Annotated in this window: 15 protein-coding genes; 3 read left to right on the top strand and 12 right to left on the bottom strand. The window is 70.4% G+C overall.

What is annotated here, in order from left to right; all coding sequences use genetic code 11:
* The gene (rocD, locus tag HMPREF0731_RS10405) at positions 1 to 1,221 is read left to right on the top strand and encodes an ornithine--oxo-acid transaminase (protein WP_007004070.1); all 1,221 of its coding nucleotides are present in this window, start codon (positions 1 to 3) and stop codon (positions 1,219 to 1,221) included.
* A 136-nt stretch (positions 1,222 to 1,357) separates the two neighbouring features.
* Here the strand turns inward: rocD and HMPREF0731_RS10400 are convergent, their stop codons facing one another.
* Both HMPREF0731_RS10400 and HMPREF0731_RS10395 read right to left on the bottom strand, forming a co-directional pair.
* Positions 1,358 to 2,944 (bottom strand): 2-isopropylmalate synthase, encoded by a 1,587-nt coding sequence (locus HMPREF0731_RS10400; RefSeq protein WP_007004069.1) that lies wholly within the window; start codon positions 2,942 to 2,944, stop codon positions 1,358 to 1,360.
* Between the two features lie 303 nt (positions 2,945 to 3,247).
* Positions 3,248 to 5,563: a HAMP domain-containing methyl-accepting chemotaxis protein gene (locus HMPREF0731_RS10395; protein ID WP_007004068.1), complete on the bottom strand. Its 2,316-nt coding sequence runs from the start codon at positions 5,561 to 5,563 to the stop codon at positions 3,248 to 3,250.
* Between the two features lie 439 nt (positions 5,564 to 6,002).
* Between HMPREF0731_RS10395 and HMPREF0731_RS23125 the strand changes: the two genes are divergently transcribed.
* Positions 6,003 to 6,503 (top strand): GNAT family N-acetyltransferase, encoded by a 501-nt coding sequence (locus HMPREF0731_RS23125; RefSeq protein WP_007004066.1) that lies wholly within the window; start codon positions 6,003 to 6,005, stop codon positions 6,501 to 6,503.
* Positions 6,504 to 6,552: 49 nt separating this feature from the next.
* On the opposite strand, the gene puuE is transcribed toward HMPREF0731_RS23125, so the two are convergent.
* The 7 genes from puuE to miaA all read right to left on the bottom strand — a co-directional run bounded on the left by puuE (position 6,553) and on the right by miaA (position 13,524).
* Entirely contained in the window at positions 6,553 to 7,479 is a 927-nt protein-coding gene (gene puuE, locus HMPREF0731_RS10385) for an allantoinase PuuE (RefSeq protein ID WP_007004065.1), read from the bottom strand.
* Positions 7,480 to 7,540: 61 nt separating this feature from the next.
* Positions 7,541 to 8,617 carry a zinc-binding metallopeptidase family protein gene (locus tag HMPREF0731_RS10380; RefSeq protein WP_040612664.1) on the bottom strand — a complete coding sequence of 359 codons (1,077 nt, stop codon included), beginning with the start codon at positions 8,615 to 8,617 and terminating at the stop codon, positions 7,541 to 7,543.
* Between the two features lie 215 nt (positions 8,618 to 8,832).
* Positions 8,833 to 9,849, bottom strand: coding sequence for a ketol-acid reductoisomerase (gene ilvC / locus HMPREF0731_RS10375; protein WP_007004063.1), 1,017 nt, complete (start codon positions 9,847 to 9,849; stop codon positions 8,833 to 8,835).
* Between the two features lie 16 nt (positions 9,850 to 9,865).
* Positions 9,866 to 10,069 (bottom strand): hypothetical protein, encoded by a 204-nt coding sequence (locus tag HMPREF0731_RS24230; protein ID WP_007004062.1) that lies wholly within the window; start codon positions 10,067 to 10,069, stop codon positions 9,866 to 9,868.
* A 12-nt stretch (positions 10,070 to 10,081) separates the two neighbouring features.
* Positions 10,082 to 10,606 carry an acetolactate synthase small subunit gene (gene ilvN / locus HMPREF0731_RS10370; RefSeq protein ID WP_007004061.1) on the bottom strand — a complete coding sequence of 175 codons (525 nt, stop codon included), beginning with the start codon at positions 10,604 to 10,606 and terminating at the stop codon, positions 10,082 to 10,084.
* A gap of 57 nt (positions 10,607 to 10,663) precedes the next feature.
* Positions 10,664 to 12,460 carry an acetolactate synthase 3 large subunit gene (locus HMPREF0731_RS10365; protein WP_007004060.1) on the bottom strand — a complete coding sequence of 599 codons (1,797 nt, stop codon included), beginning with the start codon at positions 12,458 to 12,460 and terminating at the stop codon, positions 10,664 to 10,666.
* 68 nt (positions 12,461 to 12,528) lie between these two features.
* Positions 12,529 to 13,524, bottom strand: coding sequence for a tRNA (adenosine(37)-N6)-dimethylallyltransferase MiaA (miaA, locus tag HMPREF0731_RS10360; RefSeq protein WP_007004059.1), 996 nt, complete (start codon positions 13,522 to 13,524; stop codon positions 12,529 to 12,531).
* Between the two features lie 26 nt (positions 13,525 to 13,550).
* On the opposite strand from miaA, the gene serB reads away from it, so the two are divergent.
* Entirely contained in the window at positions 13,551 to 14,441 is an 891-nt protein-coding gene (serB, locus tag HMPREF0731_RS10355; protein ID WP_007004058.1) for a phosphoserine phosphatase SerB, read from the top strand.
* Positions 14,442 to 14,700: 259 nt separating this feature from the next.
* Here the strand turns inward: serB and HMPREF0731_RS10350 are convergent, their stop codons facing one another.
* From HMPREF0731_RS10350 to hflC, 3 genes are all read right to left on the bottom strand, one after another.
* Complete coding sequence (locus HMPREF0731_RS10350; protein WP_007004057.1) at positions 14,701 to 16,251, bottom strand: DegQ family serine endoprotease; 1,551 nt, start codon at positions 16,249 to 16,251, stop codon at positions 14,701 to 14,703.
* 170 nt (positions 16,252 to 16,421) lie between these two features.
* Positions 16,422 to 16,613 (bottom strand): DUF2065 family protein, encoded by a 192-nt coding sequence (locus tag HMPREF0731_RS10345; RefSeq protein ID WP_007004056.1) that lies wholly within the window; start codon positions 16,611 to 16,613, stop codon positions 16,422 to 16,424.
* 15 nt (positions 16,614 to 16,628) lie between these two features.
* Positions 16,629 to 17,690, bottom strand: coding sequence for a protease modulator HflC (gene hflC, locus HMPREF0731_RS10340; RefSeq protein ID WP_007004055.1), 1,062 nt, complete (start codon positions 17,688 to 17,690; stop codon positions 16,629 to 16,631).
* Between the last annotated feature and the right edge of the window lie 70 nt (positions 17,691 to 17,760).

The following is a 17,760-nucleotide window of genomic DNA, read 5'->3' as shown; positions in this document are numbered from 1 at the left end:
ATGTCCCTCACCCTGGCCCCCATGGCCGAGTTCATCGCCACCGAACAGGCGCTGGGCGCGCAGAACTACAAGCCGCTCGACGTGGTGCTGACCCGCGGCGAGGGCGTCTGGGTCTGGGATGTCGAGGGGCGGCGCTATCTCGACTGCCTCTCCGCCTATTCGGCGGTGAACCAGGGGCATTGCCACCCGCGCATCCTGGCCGCGATGGTCGAGCAGGCCGGGCGCCTCACCCTTACCTCCCGCGCCTTCCGCAACGACCAGCTGGCGCGCTTCTATGAGGAGATCGCGGCGCTCACCGGCTCGCACAAGGTGCTGCCGATGAACAGCGGCGCTGAGGCGGTGGAGACCGCGCTGAAATCGGTGCGCAAATGGGGCTATGAGGTGAAGGGCGTGCCGCAGGGCCAGGCCGAGATCCTCGTCGCCGACGAGAATTTCCATGGCCGCACCCTCGGCATTGTCGGCTTCTCCACCGACCCCGAGGCGCGCGGCAATTTCGGGCCCTTCGCGCCCGGCTTCCGCGTGGTGCCCTTTGGCGACGAAGCGGCGCTGGAAGCCGCCATCACCCCGAACACCGTCGCCTTCCTGGTCGAGCCGATCCAGGGCGAGGCCGGGGTGCGCATTCCCCCCGCCGGCTATTTCCGCCGCGTGCGGGAGCTGTGCAGCCGCCACAATGTCGTGCTGATCCTGGACGAGATCCAGACCGGCCTCGGCCGCACCGGCCGGCTGCTGGCCGAGGAGCATGAGGGCATAGAGGCCGATGTCACCCTGGTGGGCAAGGCGCTGTCGGGCGGGTTCTACCCGGTCTCCGCCGTGCTCTCGAATTCCGATGTGCTGGGGGTGCTGAAGCCGGGGCAGCATGGCTCCACCTTCGGCGGCAACCCGCTGGCCTGCGCGGTCGCGCGCATGGCGCTGCGCGTGCTGACCGAGGAAGGCATGATCCAGAACGCCGCCGTCCAGGGCGCGCATTTCCGCGCCGGGCTGGAGGGCATCCGCAGCGACATCATCCGCGAGGTGCGCGGCCGCGGGCTGATGCTGGCGGTGGAGCTGCAGCCGGAGGCCGGCGGCGCCCGGCGCTACTGCGAGACGCTGCGCGAGCGCGGCATCCTGGCCAAGGACACGCATGACCACACCATCCGCATCGCGCCGCCGCTGGTGATCACGCGCGAGCAGGTGGAGTGGGCGGTGGAGCAGTTCGACGCGGTGCTGGGGGGCGTGGGGTAGTTCCTGGGGAGGCTCTGCCTCCCCAGACCCCACCGCCGGGGTGGCACGGCCACCCCGGACCCCGCGAACAGTTGGCGGGGTCTGGGGGGACCCTGTCCCCCCAGCGGGGGTGCAGGGGGCAGAGCCCCCTGCCTCTTCAGGCCGGCGTGCGCATCATCTCCGGCGGCGCGGTGCGGGCGCGCTTGGCCAGCAGCTTGTTCAGCGCATGCACATAGGCGCGGGCCGAGGCGATGATGGTGTCGGTATCCGCACCCTGGCCATCGACCAGCTTGCCTTCCTCCTCCAGCCGCACGGTGACGCGCGCCTGCGCATCGGTGCCGCCGGTGACCGACTGCACGGCATAGAGCTTCAGATTGGCCTTGTGCGGCACCACCTGCTGCAGCGCGTTGAAGGTGGCGTCCACCGCGCCATCGCCGCCCGCCACGCCATCGCACATCTCGCCATCGACCTCGAGCGAGACGCTGGCGATCGGCCGCGTGCCCATGCCGGTCGCGACCGTCAGCGCCACCAGCTTCACCCGCGTCTGGGCGCGCATCACCTCGTCATCGACCAGGGCGACGATATCCTCGTCGAACACGGTCTTCTTGCGGTCGGCGATGTCCTTGAAGCGGCGGAAGGCGTCGTTCAGCTGGTTGTCGCCCAGCGTGTAGCCCAGGCTGGCCAGCTTGTCGCGGAAGGCGGCGCGGCCGGAATGCTTGCCCAGCACCAGGGAGTTGGTGGCCCAGCCGACGCTCTCCGGCGTCATGATCTCGTAGGTGGTCTTGTCCTTCAGCACGCCATCCTGGTGGATGCCGCTCTCATGCGCGAAGGCGTTGCGACCGACGATCGCCTTGTTCGGCTGCACGTCGAAGCCGGTGATGGTGGCCAGCAGGCGGCTGGTCTTCAGGATGTTCGTGGTGACGATGTTGGTGGAATACGGCATGACGTCGGCGCGGGTGCGCAGCGCCATCGCCACCTCCTCCAGGCTGGCATTGCCGGCGCGCTCGCCGATGCCGTTGATGGTGGCCTCCACCTGCCGGGCGCCGGCGTCCAGCGCGGCCAGGGTGTTGGCCACCGCCAGGCCCAGATCATCATGGTTGTGGGTGGAGAAGATCACCCCATCGGCGCCCGGCACGCGCTCGCGCAGCATGGCGAAGATGCGCGCCATGTCGGCCGGCACCGCATAGCCCACCGTGTCGGGGATGTTGATGGTGGTGGCGCCCGCCTTGATCGCCGTCTCGACGCAGCGGCAGAGGAAATCCGGATCGGTGCGGCTGCCATCCTCGGCCGACCATTCGACATCGGCGACGTGGTTGCGCGCCAGGGAGACGGATTTCTGGATCGCCTCCAGCACCTCCTCGCGGCTCATGCGCAGCTTGACGCGCATATGCAGGTCGGAGGTGGAGAGGAAGGTGTGGATGCGCTGGCGGGCGGCGGGCTTCACCGCCTCCACCGCGCGCAGGATGTCGCCGGGGGCGGAGCGCGACAGGCCGCACACCACCGGGCCATCCTTGGCGAAGCGCTGGGCGATCGACTGCACGCTCTCGAAATCGCCCTGGCTGGCGATCGGGAAGCCGGCCTCCATGACGTCGACGCCGAGATCGGCCAGCGCCTCGGCCATGCGCAGCTTCTCCTCCAGGTTCATGGAGAAGCCGGGCGACTGCTCGCCATCGCGCAGGGTGGTGTCGAAGACGATGACGCGCTTCTCGTCGATCGTGCCGAAGCTGGGGTGCTGAATGGCCATGGTGGCGTTCCTTCGTTCTCGCTCGTGCCGGTCCTAGGGGCGTCGTGCCGCGCCCACGCTCCCCCGAGGGGGTCCCCCTGAGCGATGCCGGCAGGTCAGCCGGGCGTCACGCCCAGGGGCGGCTAAGTCGAAGGAGAAGGAGGCCAGCCAGCGCGCGCGTGGCGACGGCGGCAGGGCCGTTCGTCAGCACGGGAAGGCGCGCGGTGCGGTTCATCGGGGAGGACGGTAAGCAGGGCGCGGGGCGGCCGCAAGAGGTTTCTCCATCGCGGGCGGCTTTTTGCCACGCCCCCGCCGCCCCGCCGCTCAGGCCGCCCGCACGGAGCGGAGGAACTCGTCCGCCTTGCTGCGCAGCGCCGCCGCCTGGCCGGACAGGCCGCCCGCCGCCTCCAGCACCGAGGCGGCGGCCTGCCCGGTCTCCGCCGCGGCGGCGCTGACATCGCCGATGCGGCGGCTGACGGCCTGGGTGCCCTCCGAGACCTGGGCGGCGCTGCGGGCGATCTCCTGCGTGGCGGCGGATTGCTCCTCCACCGCGGCGGCGATGGTGGCGGTCACCTGGTTCATCCGCTCCACCGTGTTGCCGATGCCGCGCAGCGCCGCCACCGCCTGGGCGGTGCTGCCCTGGATGGACTGGATCTGGCTGGCGATGTCCTCCGTCGCCCGGGCGGTCTGGCTGGCGAGGTTCTTCACCTCGGAGGCCACGACGGCGAAGCCCTTGCCCGCCTCCCCCGCCCGCGCCGCCTCGATCGTGGCGTTCAGCGCCAGAAGGTTGGTCTGCCCGGCGATGCTGCTGATCAGCTCCACCACCTCGCCGATGCGCTCGGCGGCGTCGGAGAGGCTGCGGATGGTGGCATCGGCGCGGCGCGTCTCCTCCGCCGCGTCGCGCGCCACGCCGGCGCCGCTCTGCACCTGCCGCGTCACCTCGGCCACGCTGGCGGCGAGCTCCTCGGCGCTGGCCGCCACCGCCTGCACGCTGCTGCCGGCCTGCGCGCTGGCGCTGGCCACGGCCGCGGCCTCCTCGCCCGAGCGGCGGGCGCTGCCGCTCATGCCGCGCGCCGATTCCTGCAGGTGGGTGGCGGAGCGCGCCACGGCGGCCACCACCGCGCCCACCTCGGCCTCGAAGCTCTCGGCGAGGCGTGCCTGGGCGGTGATGACGGACCAGCTCAGCATCGGGCCGAGATACTGGCCGCGCGCGTCGCGGATGGCGGTGGCGCGCAGCAGCAGCACCTCCCCCCCGAGCTGGAGCTGGCCGGTATAGGGCAGGCGCGCGGGGTCGGAGAGCAGGGCGCGCAGCGGCTGCGGGTTGCGCGGGTCGTCGAGCACATCGACGCTCTGCCCCTCGATCTCGGCCGCGCGGCAGGGCAGCGCCTTCTCCACCTTCGCCAGCTCGGCCTTGCTGGTGGCGTTGGCGTAGGTGATGCGCAGTGTCCCGCCCGGCTCGCACACCATGACGCCGAGCGGCACCTGCTCCAGCATCTGCCCCTGGGCGAAGGCGCGGGTCACGGTGGCCTGCAGGCTGCGCAGCGCCCCGGCGATGACGCCGATCTCGTCCTTGCGGCCCTCGCCGGCGATCCTATCCGTCACCTCGCCACGCGCCAGGGCCGCGACCATGGCGGCGAGGCCGGTGAGCGGGCGGCTGATGGCGCGGGCATTCGCCACGCCGAGGCCGACCAGCAGCACCGCCATCAGCGCCCCGGCCAGCGGCATGGTCGTGCGCGCGGTTTCCAGGCTGGCATGCAGCCGGTCGACGCTGACATTCTCCTCGATCTCCATGGCGGCCGCGGCGGCGGCCAGCGCGGCCTCCATCCGCTCGCGATTGGGCACGACGCCGGTGCGGCGCAGCACCTCGATGGCGTCGAGCGAGGCCAGCACCCCCTCCGCCAGCATCGCCATCTGTTCCGCCTGCGCCGCCAGCGGCCGCAGATCCACCATGCGGGGCGGCGGCGCGCTGCTGAGCGGCCGGAGATAGACGCGCATCTGCTGCGCGGCGCTGATGACGCGGCGGCGGCGCGTCTCATCCGCCATGCTCAGCTCCTCCAGCAGGGCGATGCGGATATCCGTGGCGGCGCGGTTCAGCGACAGCAGGCGCTGGCGCCGCTCCTCCCGCTCCGGCGCGGCCGGAGCGAACTCCATCTCCCCCGCCGCCAGCTCGAAGCTCTGCCCATATTCGCGGCCGAGGGCGAAGAAACGGTCGCGCGTGTCCAGCAGGCGCCGGCGCTCGGCGATCACGCGCTGCCGCACCTCGGCATATTCGCGGAACCGCTCCAGACCGTCGCGCAGCGCCGCCTGCACGGCGGGGCTCGTGGCGTTGGTCATGGCCTCCCGGGCCAGACTCTCGGCCCTTGCCATCGCCCGCGCGCCCAGCGCCTCGGCGCTGTCCAGCGCCTGCGCCAGATCGGCGTTGATGACGTCCCGCAGATGCACGCGGGCGTCATTCACCGCCACCTCGATCTCGATCAGGCGGTTGCCAACCTCATCCGCCCGCACCTCCCGCGCGAAATTTTCCTCGATCTCACCGAGCGCATTCCAGACGACGGTGATCATGCCACCCAGCAGCAGCAGCGGCAGGATGACGGCGAGCGCGAGCTTCCGCCCAACGCTGAGATTGGCCAAGAAGGTCATTTTGCCCCCACAACAGGCTACCGCTATGCAGCAGCGATGGTGAAGGCAACGCTAAGGTCGCGGCCGAATGGCGCGGCCACCGCCGGATCGGGCCAGGGCCGGGGCCAGACCAGGCGAGATGTTTTCTTTCGCGGAAGAATCTCAAAAAACGCCCTGGCCCGCGCCTCCGCCCATGGCCCGCCGATGCGGCGCGAGCCCATGCCGCGCGGCCCTCTCCCGGGCCGCCACAGGGTCAGAAGCCCGCCGCAGAACGGCGTCGCCGCGCCGCGTGAAGCTTTTCTGACATCGGTGCCGCGCGATGGCTTCGCCCCCGCCCGCCACGCTAGGCTGGCGCTGCCCGGCGCATCATGCGGCCGGGCCGGCAAGGGCCGCCCGAGAGGCGGCTTCCGTCACGGCGACCAGGTGCCTTGTGCGCCCTTCCAGTATCACGCTCCGCGCCATGCGGAGCGAAACCGAGCGCCAGCGCTACCATGCGCTGCGCGAGACCTGCATCTTCGAACTGTATCACCGCGCGGACGGCCCCTATCCCTGCCGTTACGACCCCGGACACCCGGATGAGCGCGACCCCGCCAACCACCCGCTGATCCTGGCCGAGGGCGATGCCGTGCTCGGCACCATCCGCATCGACATGAAGCCGGATGGGCGCGCGGTGCTGCGGCTGATCGCCATCGACCCGGCGCAGCGCGGCAATGGCCTGGGCGCGCTGCTGCTGGCCGAGGCCGAGGCCTATGCGCGGCGCCTCGGTGCCCACCGCCTCTGCGTCAATGCCCGCCGCCCAGCCATGGGCTTCTATGCGCGCAGCGGCTTCCAGCCCGGCGCCTGGGAGGGGCAGAGCCGCTGCCCCGAGGCCATCGCCATGCTCAAGCCGCTGGGCGGGCTGCGATCCCTGTCCCGCAGCGGCGGGGCCGGCGCCGCGCCGTCCTGGCGCCGCGCCGCCTGAGCCATCCGAACAGCCCCGGGACGGTCCGCCGCCCCGGGGCACCCTGCCCTCACCCGGCCGGCGGATGCACCGTGAGCCAGTGCCGCGCGATCTCCTCCCGCGTCGCCACCCAGACATCCTGATGCGCCGCCACATGATCGAGGAAGCGCGCCAGCGCCGCGGCGCGGCCGGGGCGGCCGACCAGCCGGCAATGCAGCCCGACGCTCATCATCTTCGGCGCCGTCTCGCCCTCCTGGCGCAGGAAGTCGAAGGCATCGGTCAGATGCTGGGTGAAGCCGTCATTGGCGGTGAAGCCCGGCGGCACCGCGAACTTCATGTCGTTGTTGTCGAGCGTGTAGGGGATGATCAGCCGCGGCCTGCCCGCGACCTTCACGTAATAGGGCAGGTCGTCATCATAGGCGTCGCTGTCGTAGAGAAATCCGCCCTGCTCGGCCACCAGGCGGCGCGTCTGCTCGCTGATCCGGCCTGTGTACCAGCCGACCGGCGGGCGGCCGGTGATGCGGTCGATCGTGTCGACGCAATCGGCGATGTGCCGGCGCTCCGTCTCCTCATCGACATGCTGGTAGTTGATCCAGCGCCAGCCATGGCTGGCCACCTCATGCCCCGCCTGCACGAAGGCGCGGCCGACCGCCGGGTTCAGCTCCAGCGCGCGGCCCACGGCGTAGACGGTCAGCTTCATGTCACGCTCGGCGAACATGCGCAGGATGCGCCAGACCCCGGCGCGCGCGCCATAATCGAACTGGCTCTCCTTGCCGATGTCGCGCTGGCCGAGCACCGGGTTTCCGCCCGGCGTCTCGTTCAGATAGATCTCGCTGCCGGCATCGCCGTTCAGCACGCTGTTCTCACCCCCCTCCTCGTAGTTCAGCACGAAGGAGAGGGCGAGCTTCGCGCCCCCCGGCCATTGCGGGTCCGGCGGGTTGGGGCCGTAGCCCACGAAGTCGCGGGGATAGGGGCTGTCGGGAGCGAGGATCGTCATGCCCCCGAGCTTGGCGTCGCCCGCCGCGTGGCGTCAATCGGCGCGCGCCGACCGGCCGCCCTCAACCGCGGTCGGGCGGCACCTGCCCATGCACCAGCGCCTGGATGAAGCCGAGCTTGGCCACCACCGCCGGCGACAGCACGAAGGGATACAGATCGGCCGTGCCCATGCAGCGGTTCAGGCTGTTCACCGCCGCCGTCAGCGGCACCCAGGCCTCCATCACCCGGCCGATATCGGTCTCGCGATAGGCGTCGACATCCACCTCCGCCGTCAGCTCGTCCCGCCGGTCCACCGCCGGGTCGATGCCGATGCCGAAGGCGCGCGCCATCTCCAGCGTGTCGACGATGTGCAGGTAATGCGCCCAGGTCTCGGCGAAATCCTCCCAGGGATGGGCGGTGGCATAGGTGCTGACGAAATTCTCCTGCCAATTGGCCGGCGGCCCCTCGGCATAGTGCCGCTGCAGCGCGGCGCCGTAATCCTGGCTGTCATCGCCGAACACGGCGCGGCACTGCCACAGCCGGCCGCCATCGCGCACCAGGCGGTCCCAGAAATAATGCCCGGATTCATGCCGGAAATGGCCGAGCAGCGTGCGATAGGGCTCGCCCATGCTGGTGCGGCGCTTCACCCGCTCGGCATCATCCGCCTCGGCCAGCGCCAGGGTGATCAGGCCATTGTCATGGCCGGTCATCACCTTCGGCGCATCCGCCGTCTCCGGGTCGGCCAGGAAGTCGAAGGCCAGCCCGTTCTCCGGATCCTCGTCGCGGCTGATCAGCGGCAGGCCCAGCCGGATGAAGGAATAGAAGGCACGCCGCTTCGCCGCCTCGATGCGCTGCCAATGCGCCCGGCGCTCAGGGTCGGAAATGTCGGGAATGGTGCGGTTGTGCCGGCAGGCCAGGCAGAACTCGTCGCCGCTCTCCGCCGGAACCATCCAGTTGCAGGCATCGTGCCGCGCATTGGCGCAGAAGCGATACAGGCGCTGCGGATCGGCCCGCGGGCGCCAGACATTGCCGCCCTCAGGGTCCAGCGCGCTCAGGCGGTTGCGCTCCGGCAGATAGCCAAGCCCCGACCCGCACCGCTCGCAGCGCGTGTTCTCGAAATACAGGAGCTGACCGCACACTTCGCACCGGAACAGCCGCATCGTCGGAATTCCCCTTAAAGGCGATGCTGGAACGGGAATGGAACGCGGCAGTTTCAGCACACAAAAAAAGGCCAGGGGAATGAATTCCCCTGGACCCCTTCTTTTTTCTTCCGGCTGCCGGTCAGGGCCGCGACGGGATCGCCACACTCACAAGGGCCACTCCGGCCCAGCGTCGCGTCCCGCTTCTCAACAGGACAGCGGCAGCCCGAAAGAAATCAGTTCTTGGACTTGTCGACCAGGGCGCCCTTGGTGATCCAGGGCATCATGGCGCGCAGCTTGGTGCCGACCTCCTCGATCGGGTGCTCGGCCAGGCGGCGGCGGGTCGCCTTGAAGGAGGCCTGGTTGACCTTGTTCTCCAGCATCCAGTCGCGGGTGAACTTGCCGGACTGGATGTCGTTCAGCACGCGCTTCATCTCGGCCTTGGTCTCGGCGGTGATGATGCGCGGGCCGGTGACATACTCGCCATACTCGGCGGTGTTGGAGATCGAGTAGTTCATGTTGGCGATGCCGCCCTCATAGATGAGGTCGACGATCAGCTTCACCTCGTGCAGGCACTCGAAATAGGCCATCTCGGGGGCGTAGCCCGCCTCGACCAGCGTCTCGAAGCCGGCCTTGATCAGCTCGACCAGGCCGCCGCACAGCACGACCTGCTCGCCGAACAGGTCGGTCTCGCACTCTTCCTTGAAGGTCGTCTCGATGATGCCCGAGCGGCCGCCACCGACGGCGGAGGCGTAGGAGAGCGCGATCTCCAGCGCATTGCCCGAGGGGTTCTGGTGGACGGCCACCAGGCAGGGCACGCCGCCGCCCTTCTGGTACTCGCCGCGCACCGTGTGGCCGGGGCCCTTCGGCGCGATCATGAAGACGTCGATATCGGCGCGCGGCTCGATCAGGTTGAAATGCACATTCAGGCCATGCGCGAAGGCCAGCGCGGCGCCTTCCTTCATGTTGGCGTGCAGGTGCTCGCGATACAGGTCGCCCTGGCCCTCATCCGGGGTCAGCACCATCACCAGGTCGGCCCACTTCGCGGCCTCGGCCGGGGAGAGCACCTTGAAGCCGGCGGCCTCGGCCTTCTTCGCGGAGGCGCCGGGGCGCAGGCCGATCACGACCTCGGTCACGCCGGAATCGCGCATGTTCATGGCATGGGCGTGGCCCTGGCTGCCGAAGCCGATGACGGCGACCTTCTTGCCCTTGATCAGGCCCACATCGGCATCACGATCGTAGTAGACGCGCATCTCGCGCACTCCCCCGTTAAGAAGCTTCAGTTTGACGAACGCTGCGCTCGGCCTCGGCCAGCGCAAGAACCGCTAGTAGACGGCGACCGTCGGTCGGATTTCCTGCGCCTGCAAGCACTAGCATTGCATGCTCGACTTTTCGATCCCATCCCGGCTTCTTCTCCAGGCTGTCTTGGAGAAAAAACAGGATCGTCTGTCGAGCATCTTCAATACCGCTCATGGAAACGACCCTCTAAACCGAAAGGCTCCGCGTCCCGCGGGCGATGGCGACCGCGCCGGTGCGCGACACCTCGGCCAGCCCCAGCGGGCGCATCAGATTGATGAAAGCGTCCAGCTTCTCGCCGCTGCCGGTCATCTCGAAGACGAAACTCTCGGTGGTGGCGTCGACGACCCGCGCCCGGAAGGCGTCGGCCAGGCGCAGCGCCTCCTGCCGGGCGGAGCCGGAGCCGACCACCTTGATCAGCGCCAGCTCGCGGTTCAGGTGCGGGCCTTCCAGCGTCAGGTCGGCGACCTTGTGGACCGGCACCAGCCGGTCCAGCTGCGCCTTGATCTGCTCGATCACCATCTCGGTGCCCGAGGTGACGATGGTGATGCGCGACAGCCGCCCCTCGGCGTCGACCGGCGCCACGGTCAGGCTGTCGATGTTGTAGCCGCGGCCGGAGAACAGGCCGATGACGCGGGCGAGAACGCCGGCCTCGTTCTCCACCAGCACCGCGATGGTCGCGGCGCGTTGAATCAGGTCGGATGGGTCAGGCATGGTCGGTCCTGGGAAAATCGTCTGGCGGGCGTGGCGGGGAGGCAGGCGGGGCGGCGCTCAGACGAGCGCCGTGCCCTCATCCGTCACGCCGGCGCCGCTGCTGATCTGGTTGGAGGCCAGCAGCATCTCATTGTGCGCGGCGCCCGAGGGGATCATCGGGAAGACGTTTTCCTTCTGGTCCACGCAGATATCGGCGATCACCGGGCGGTCGATGGCGATCATCTCGCGGATCACGCGGTCAAGGTCGTCGGTGCTCTCGGCGCGCATGCCGACACCGTGGAAGCTCTCGGCCAGCTTGACGAAATCCGGCAGCGCCTCGGAATAGCTCTCGGAGTAGCGGCCGCCATGCAGCAGCTCCTGCCACTGCCGCACCATGCCCATATACTGGTTGTTCAGGATGAACACCTTCACCGGCAGGCGGTACTGGGCCAGCGTCGACATCTCCTGGATGTTCATCAGGATCGAGGCCTCGCCGGCGATGTCGATCACCAGCGCGTCCGGATGCGCGACCTGCACGCCCATCGCCGCCGGCAGGCCGTAGCCCATGGTGCCGAGCCCGCCCGAGGTCATCCAGCGGTTCGGCTTCTCGAAGCCGAAATACTGCGCGGCCCACATCTGGTGCTGGCCGACCTCGGTGGAGATGAAGGTGTCCTTGCCGCATTCGCGCGTCAGCTCATAGAGCCGCTTCACCGCGTGCTGCGGCTTGATGATCTTGCTCTCCTGCACATAGTGCAGGCAGTTGCGGCCGCGCCACTCGTCGATCTGACGCCACCAACCGGCCAGCGCCTCGCGGTCCTGGCGGGTGGTGTCGGCCTCCCAGGCCGCGATCAGCGCGCGCAGCACCGAGGCGGCGTCGCCCACGATCGGCACCTCGACCTTGACGTTCTTGTTGATCGAGGACGGGTCGATATCGGCGTGGATCTTCTGCGAATGCGGCGCGAAGGCGTTCAGCCGGCCGGTCACGCGGTCGTCGAAGCGGGCGCCGATGTTGAACATCACGTCGCACCCATGCATGGCGAGATTCGCCTCGTAGGTGCCGTGCATGCCCAGCATGCCGAGGAACTGCGGGTCGCTGGCCGGGAAGGCGCCGAGGCCCATCAGCGTGTTGGTGCAGGGGAAGCCGGCCATGCGCACGAACTTCGCCAGCAGTTCCGACGCCTCCGGCCCGGCATTGATGACGCCGCCGCCGGCATAGACCACCGGGCGCTTCGCCGCCTTCATCATGGCGACGGCCTTGGCGATCTGCGCCGCCTCGGGCTCGACCTGCGGGCGGTAGGAGCGGTGCTCGGTGGACGGCGCCGGCTTGTAGGTCCCCTTGCCGATCAGGATGTCCTTCGGCAGGTCGATCACCACCGGGCCGGGGCGGCCGGAGCGCGCCACATAGAAGGCCTCGTGCACCGTCTCGGCCAGCTTGTCGATCTGCTTGACCAGGTAGTTGTGCTTGGTGGCCGGGCGGGTGATGCCGGTGGTGTCCGCCTCCTGGAAGGCGTCATTGCCGATCAGGTGGGTGGGCACCTGCCCGGTCAGGCAGACGATGGGGATGCTGTCCAGCAGCGCGTCCACCAGCCCCGTCACCGCATTGGTGGCGCCAGGGCCGGAGGTGACCAGCACGCAGCCCACCTTGCCGGTGGAGCGGGCATAGCCCTCCGCCGCATGCACCGCCGCCTGCTCGTGGCGGACCAGGATGTGGCGGATGGCGTTCTGGTTGAAGATGGCGTCGTAGATCGGCAGGACGGCACCGCCCGGATAGCCGAAGATGACCTCTACGCCCTGCTCCTTCAGCGCGCGCAGGACGATCTCGGCACCCGTCAGGGACTGGGTGTCGGACGCGGCGGGAAGGGTCGCAGAGGACATGGTGATGCCTGGCTTTCCTGTTGGGTTTGCCGAGCCGCACGCCAAGGCGCACGGTCTGGGCCCCCGATCTACGCGCCCGATGGCCCCGCGTCAACGCGCGAACAAACAAACGCGAAAATTTCCCGCCTTTCGCTTTCTGAAAATTGCTCCACCCCGGCCACACGCGCATGGATCGTATGCGTCTCGCTCGGGTCCGCCATACGCTGGTGGCGGAACCAGGTCGCCTGCCGCTTGGTGTACTGGCCGATATTGAGGCAGGCGCGCTCCCCCGCCTGCGCCAGGGTCATCCGCCCCTCCAGCATCGCCGCCAGCTCCGGCACGCCATGCGCGCGCATCGCCGGCAGGGCCGGGTCCAGCCCGCGCGCCAGCAGCGCCCGCACCTCCTCCACCGCGCCGGCGGCGATCATGCCATCCCAGCGGCGGCGGATGGCCGAGCGCAGCGCCTCCCGCGGCGGGTCCAGCAGCAGGGCGGCGAATCGCCAGGGGGCCGGGCCGTTCGCCCCCTCCCCCGCCCCGTCCGACTGCCAGGCCGACAAGCCACGCCCGGTGCCCAGCCACACCTCATAGGCCCGCGCCAGCCGCTGGCTGTCGGAGGGGCGCAGCCGCGCCGCCGTCGCCGGATCGATCTCTGCCAGACGGGCATGCAGCGCCGCCGGCCCCTCCGCCGCCAACAGGCCGCGCGCCTGCTCCCGCGCCGCCTCGGGAATCGGCGGGATCTCGGCAATGCCGTCGATCAGGACTCGAAAGTACATGCCCGTGCCGCCGCACAGGATCGGCAGCCGTCCGGCCGCCCGCGCCGCCGCCATCTCCGCCAGCGCCTGGCCGCGCCACCAGGCGGCGCTGGCCGCCTCGGCCGGGTCGCGCACGCCATAGAGGCGGTGCGGCGCCCGCGCCTGCTCCGCCGCATCCGGCTGCGCCGTCAGCACCGCCAGCCCGGCATAGAGCTGCATGCTGTCGGTGTTGATCACCGTGCCACCGAGCTTCTCGGCGATGGCCAGGGCGAGCGCCGACTTGCCGCTGGCCGTCGGCCCGGCCACCAGCAGCGCGAAAGGTTGATCCGTCATGCGCGGACAGGCATGGTCCGCCCCCCATGCAGCATGTGCTCACCCTGATCGCGCCCGCCGGCGAATTGCCGGCGACGCGCCTTCCCCCTGTCCGCGACGCGCTCTCGGCGCTCGGCGCCCGGCTCGGCCAGCCCGACTGGCTGGCGGAGGCCGAGGCGGTGGACCTGCCCTTCGACGGCCTGGCGCCCGAGCAGGCCGACGCCGCCGCGCGCGCGGCGCTGGCCGGTGCCCCGGTCGATTGCGTCGCCCAACCCGCCGAGGGCCGCCGCAAGCGCCTGCTGGTGGCCGACATGGACAGCACCATCGTCACCAGCGAGACGCTGGACGAGCTGGCCGCCTATGCCGGACTGAAAGAACAGGTCGCCGAGATCACCCGCCGCTCGATGAATGGCGAGATCGATTTCGCCACCGCCCTGCGTGAGCGTGTCGCCATGCTGAAGGGCCTCTCTCTTTCGGCGCTGGAAGCGACCTGGAAGGAGACCCACCCGATGCCCGGCGCCCGCGCGCTGGTGCGGACCATGGTGGCCAATGGCGCCCATTGCGCCCTGGCCTCCGGCGGCTTCACCTGGTTCACCGGCCGCGTCGCCAGCCTGCTCGGCTTCTCCAGCCACCATGCCAATGTGCTGGAAGATGACGGAAAGGCGCTGACCGGCACCGTCGCCGAACCCATCTTCGACCGCGACGCCAAGCTGACCACCCTCAAGCACCTCGCCGCCGAGCTGGGCCTGCCCCTTTCCGCCAGCCTGGCGGTCGGCGACGGCGCCAACGATTTGGCGATGATCGGCGCCGCCGGCCTCGGCGTCGCCTACCACGCCAAGCCGGTGGTGGCCGCCTCGGCGCGCGTGCGGGTGGACCATAACGACCTCAAGGCTCTGCTCTACGCCCAGGGCTACCGCGCCAGCGAGTTCGTTTCCTAGTCTCCGGCGGAAAGAATCTGGGGGAATGAATTCCCCCAGCCCCCCATCTTTTTTCTGTCCGCTGCCGGTCAGGGCCGAGACGGGGTCGCTGCACTCATCACCCACGCTTCGGCCCAGTGTCGCGACCCGCCTCCCAACAGGACGGCGGCAGCCCGAAAGAAAAACCGCCCGAAAGAAAAGACCGCTGCCGGGGCAGCGGTCTCTTTAAGTCCAGTGCAGCGTCCCGCTTCTCCACGGGACGGCGGCAGCCCGAAAAAAATTAACCGGGGTTGCCGCGTTCGGGCTGCAGGCGCAGGGGCACGAAGCGCTGGCCCTGGGCGTTCTCGATCAGCATCAGCGCGCTGGGCCGGTTCTGCCGGCGCAGCCGGGCAAGCTGCTCCTGCACCTCCTGCGGGTTGGAGACGCGGTTCTGCTGCACCTCGACGATCAGGTCGCCGGCGCTGATGCCGCGCTCGGCGGCGCTGCTGTTCGGCGCCACCTCGGTCACCACCACGCCACGGGCATCGTCGCGCAGGCTGAAGCGCTCCTTGGTCTCGGGCGAGATCGGCGCGACCTTCAGGCCGAGGCCGGACAGCTCCACCACAGCCCCCGGGCGGGCCTGCTGCGGCGCGCTGCCGGCAGCGGCCTGCTGCTGGTCCACCGGCAGCTCGGCCACCGTGACCTCGAGATTCTGCTCGCGCCCGCCGCGCCAGACGGTGACGGGCACCTTGGAGCCCACCTGCGTCTCGGCGACGATGCGCGGCAGGTTGCGCATCTCGCGCACATCCTGGTTGTTGAACTTCAGGATGACGTCGCCATTCTGGATGCCGCCCTTGGCGGCGGGGCCGTCCTCCTGGGCGCGGGCGACCAGCGCGCCGCGGGCGCCGCCCTGCAGGCCGAGGCTCTCGGCGATCTCGTCCGTCACCTGCTGGATGTTCACGCCGAGCCAGCCGCGCCGCACCCGGCCGCCGTCGCGCAGCTGCGCCACGATGTTCTTGGCCAGGTTGGAGGGAATGGCGAAGCCGATGCCGATCGAGCCGCCGGAGGGCGAGACGATGGCGGTGTTGATGCCGATCACCTCGCCGCGGACATTGAACAGCGGGCCACCGGAATTGCCGCGGTTGATGGCGGCGTCCGTCTGGATGAAGTCGTCATACGGGCCGGCATTGATGTTGCGGCCGCGCGCCGAGACGATGCCCGAGGTGACCGAGCCGCCGAAGCCCAGCGGATTGCCGATCGCCAGCACCCAGTCGCCGACCTCGGCCGAATCGGAATCGCCGAAGGGCACGACGGGCAGCGGCTTGTCGCTGCGCACCCGCAGCACGGCCAGGTCGGTGCGGCTGTCGGTGCCGATCAGCTCCGCCCGCAGCGTCGTGTTGTCCTGCAGCACGACATTGATCTCGTCGGCGCCGTCGATGACGTGGTTGTTCGTCACGATGATGCCGGAGGCGTCGATGATGAAGCCGGAGCCCTGGCTCTGCGCGCGGCGCGGCGGCTGGCCGGGGCGGGCGCCGCCGCCGGGCGGGCGGTTGCGCTCGAAGAAGTCGCGGAACAGCTCCTCGAAGGGGCTGCCCGGCGGGGCCTGCGGCATTTCCGGCGCGTCGGGGCGGTTGGCCCGCGCCTGCAGCGTCTGGCTGGTCTGGATATTGACCACCGAGGGCAGCAGGCGGCGCGCCAGCGGCGCGAAGCTCTCCGGCGTCGCATGCACCGAACCCTGCGGCGCGGGCGCCGCGGGGGCGGGCTGCGCCGCCGGCTGGGCCAGGGCCGTGAACGGCAGGGAGAGGGGTGCCGCGGCGACCGTGGCAGTCAGCAATAGGGTGGCGAGACGCATCGGGCAAACCTCGCTGGAGCGGCGGGAACCATGGGCCGGTCGGCCTGGTGTTTCGGACATAGGGCGAGCCAGACAGGACCGGAAGTGCAGGAAGCCGCGAGCATAGGCGAAAAGCTGTTACAAAAAGCCTCGCCATCTTGCCGATGGCGAGGATTTCACCGCCTCCCGTATCAGCGCGCCAGCAGGCTCGCCACCGCGATGCCGGCGATGGCCGCCGCCAGCCCGGTCCAGCGCAGCCGGTCGGGCGGCAGGGCGGCGAGCCGCGTCACCGCCCGTTGCATGGCGCCGGGGAAGGCCGCGTAGAGCAGCCCCTCCAGCGCCATGGCGACCGCCAGCCCGGCGAGCAGCTGGGTCAGCGTCACGCCGGGCGGCCGCCGTTACGGCGTGGCCGGGGCGGGCGCCGGGCTGGCATCCGGCGCGGCCGGGGCCTGAGTGGCCCCACCCTGGCCCACCCCGCCCTGGCCCATGCCGCCCTGGCCCATGCCGCCCTGGGGCGCGGCCGGCTGGGCGGCGCCATTCGCCAGGCCGGCGGGCGCCACCGGCGCCTCCGGCACCGGCACCACGCCCGGCACGCGCTGCCCCGGCTGGCTCTGCCGGAAGTAGCGGAAGAACTCGGAATCCGGCGTCAGGATCAGCCGCGTCTCGCCATCGGAGAAGGTCTCCCGATAGGCCTGCATGGCGCGGTAGAAGCCGTAGAACTCCGGGTCGCGCTGGAAGGCGTCGGCAAAGAGGCGGATCGCCTCCTCCTCGCCCTGGCCGCGCAGCGTGTTGGACTGCGCCTCGCTCTCCGCCAGGATGACGGTGCGCTCGCGCTCGGCGCCGGCGCGGATGCGCGCCGCCACCTCGGCACCCTCGGCGCGCGCCTCGCGCGCCACGCGCTCGCGCTCCGACTGCATGCGCTGCAGGATGGCCTGGGTGTTCTCCTCCGGCAGGTCGGCGCGGCGGATGCGCACATCCTCCACGGCGACGCCGAAGCGCAGCGCCTCCTCGTTCACCTGGCGGCGGATCTCGCCCATGATCCGCGCGCGGTCGGAGGACAGCACCGCCAGCAGCGGCTCATTGCCCAGCACGCGGCGCATCGCCGAGACGACGATCGAGGAGAGCCGCCCGCGGATCCCCGCCTCGACCGCGCCCGCCGTCTGGAAGAACAGCAGCGGGTCGGTGATGCGGAAGCGGGTGAAGCTGTCGACGATCAGCCGGCGCTGGTCGCCGAGGATGACCTCCTCGCCCGGCGCGTCGAAATCGAGCAGCCGGCGGTCGAAGCTGATCACCGTCTGCACGAAGGGCACCTTGAAGTGCAGCCCCGGCTCGGTGATGACGCGGCGCGGCTCGCCGAACTGCGTCACCAGCACCTGCTCGGTCTGCTGCACGATGAAGGGCGAGGAGAAGGCGGCGGCCAGCGCGATGATGGCGACGCCGCCGAGGATGGCGCGCTTCATCGGGCACCTCCCTGCGGGGCGCGGCCTGGCGGCGAGGCCGGGGCCGGGGTGGCGCCGAGCGCGGCGGGCG

Source organism: Pseudoroseomonas cervicalis ATCC 49957 (assembly GCF_000164635.1).
Taxonomy (GTDB): domain Bacteria; phylum Pseudomonadota; class Alphaproteobacteria; order Acetobacterales; family Acetobacteraceae; genus Pseudoroseomonas; species Pseudoroseomonas cervicalis.
The sequence above is the reverse complement of the archived record's forward strand: the minus strand, read 5'-3'. Positions and strand labels throughout refer to the sequence as shown.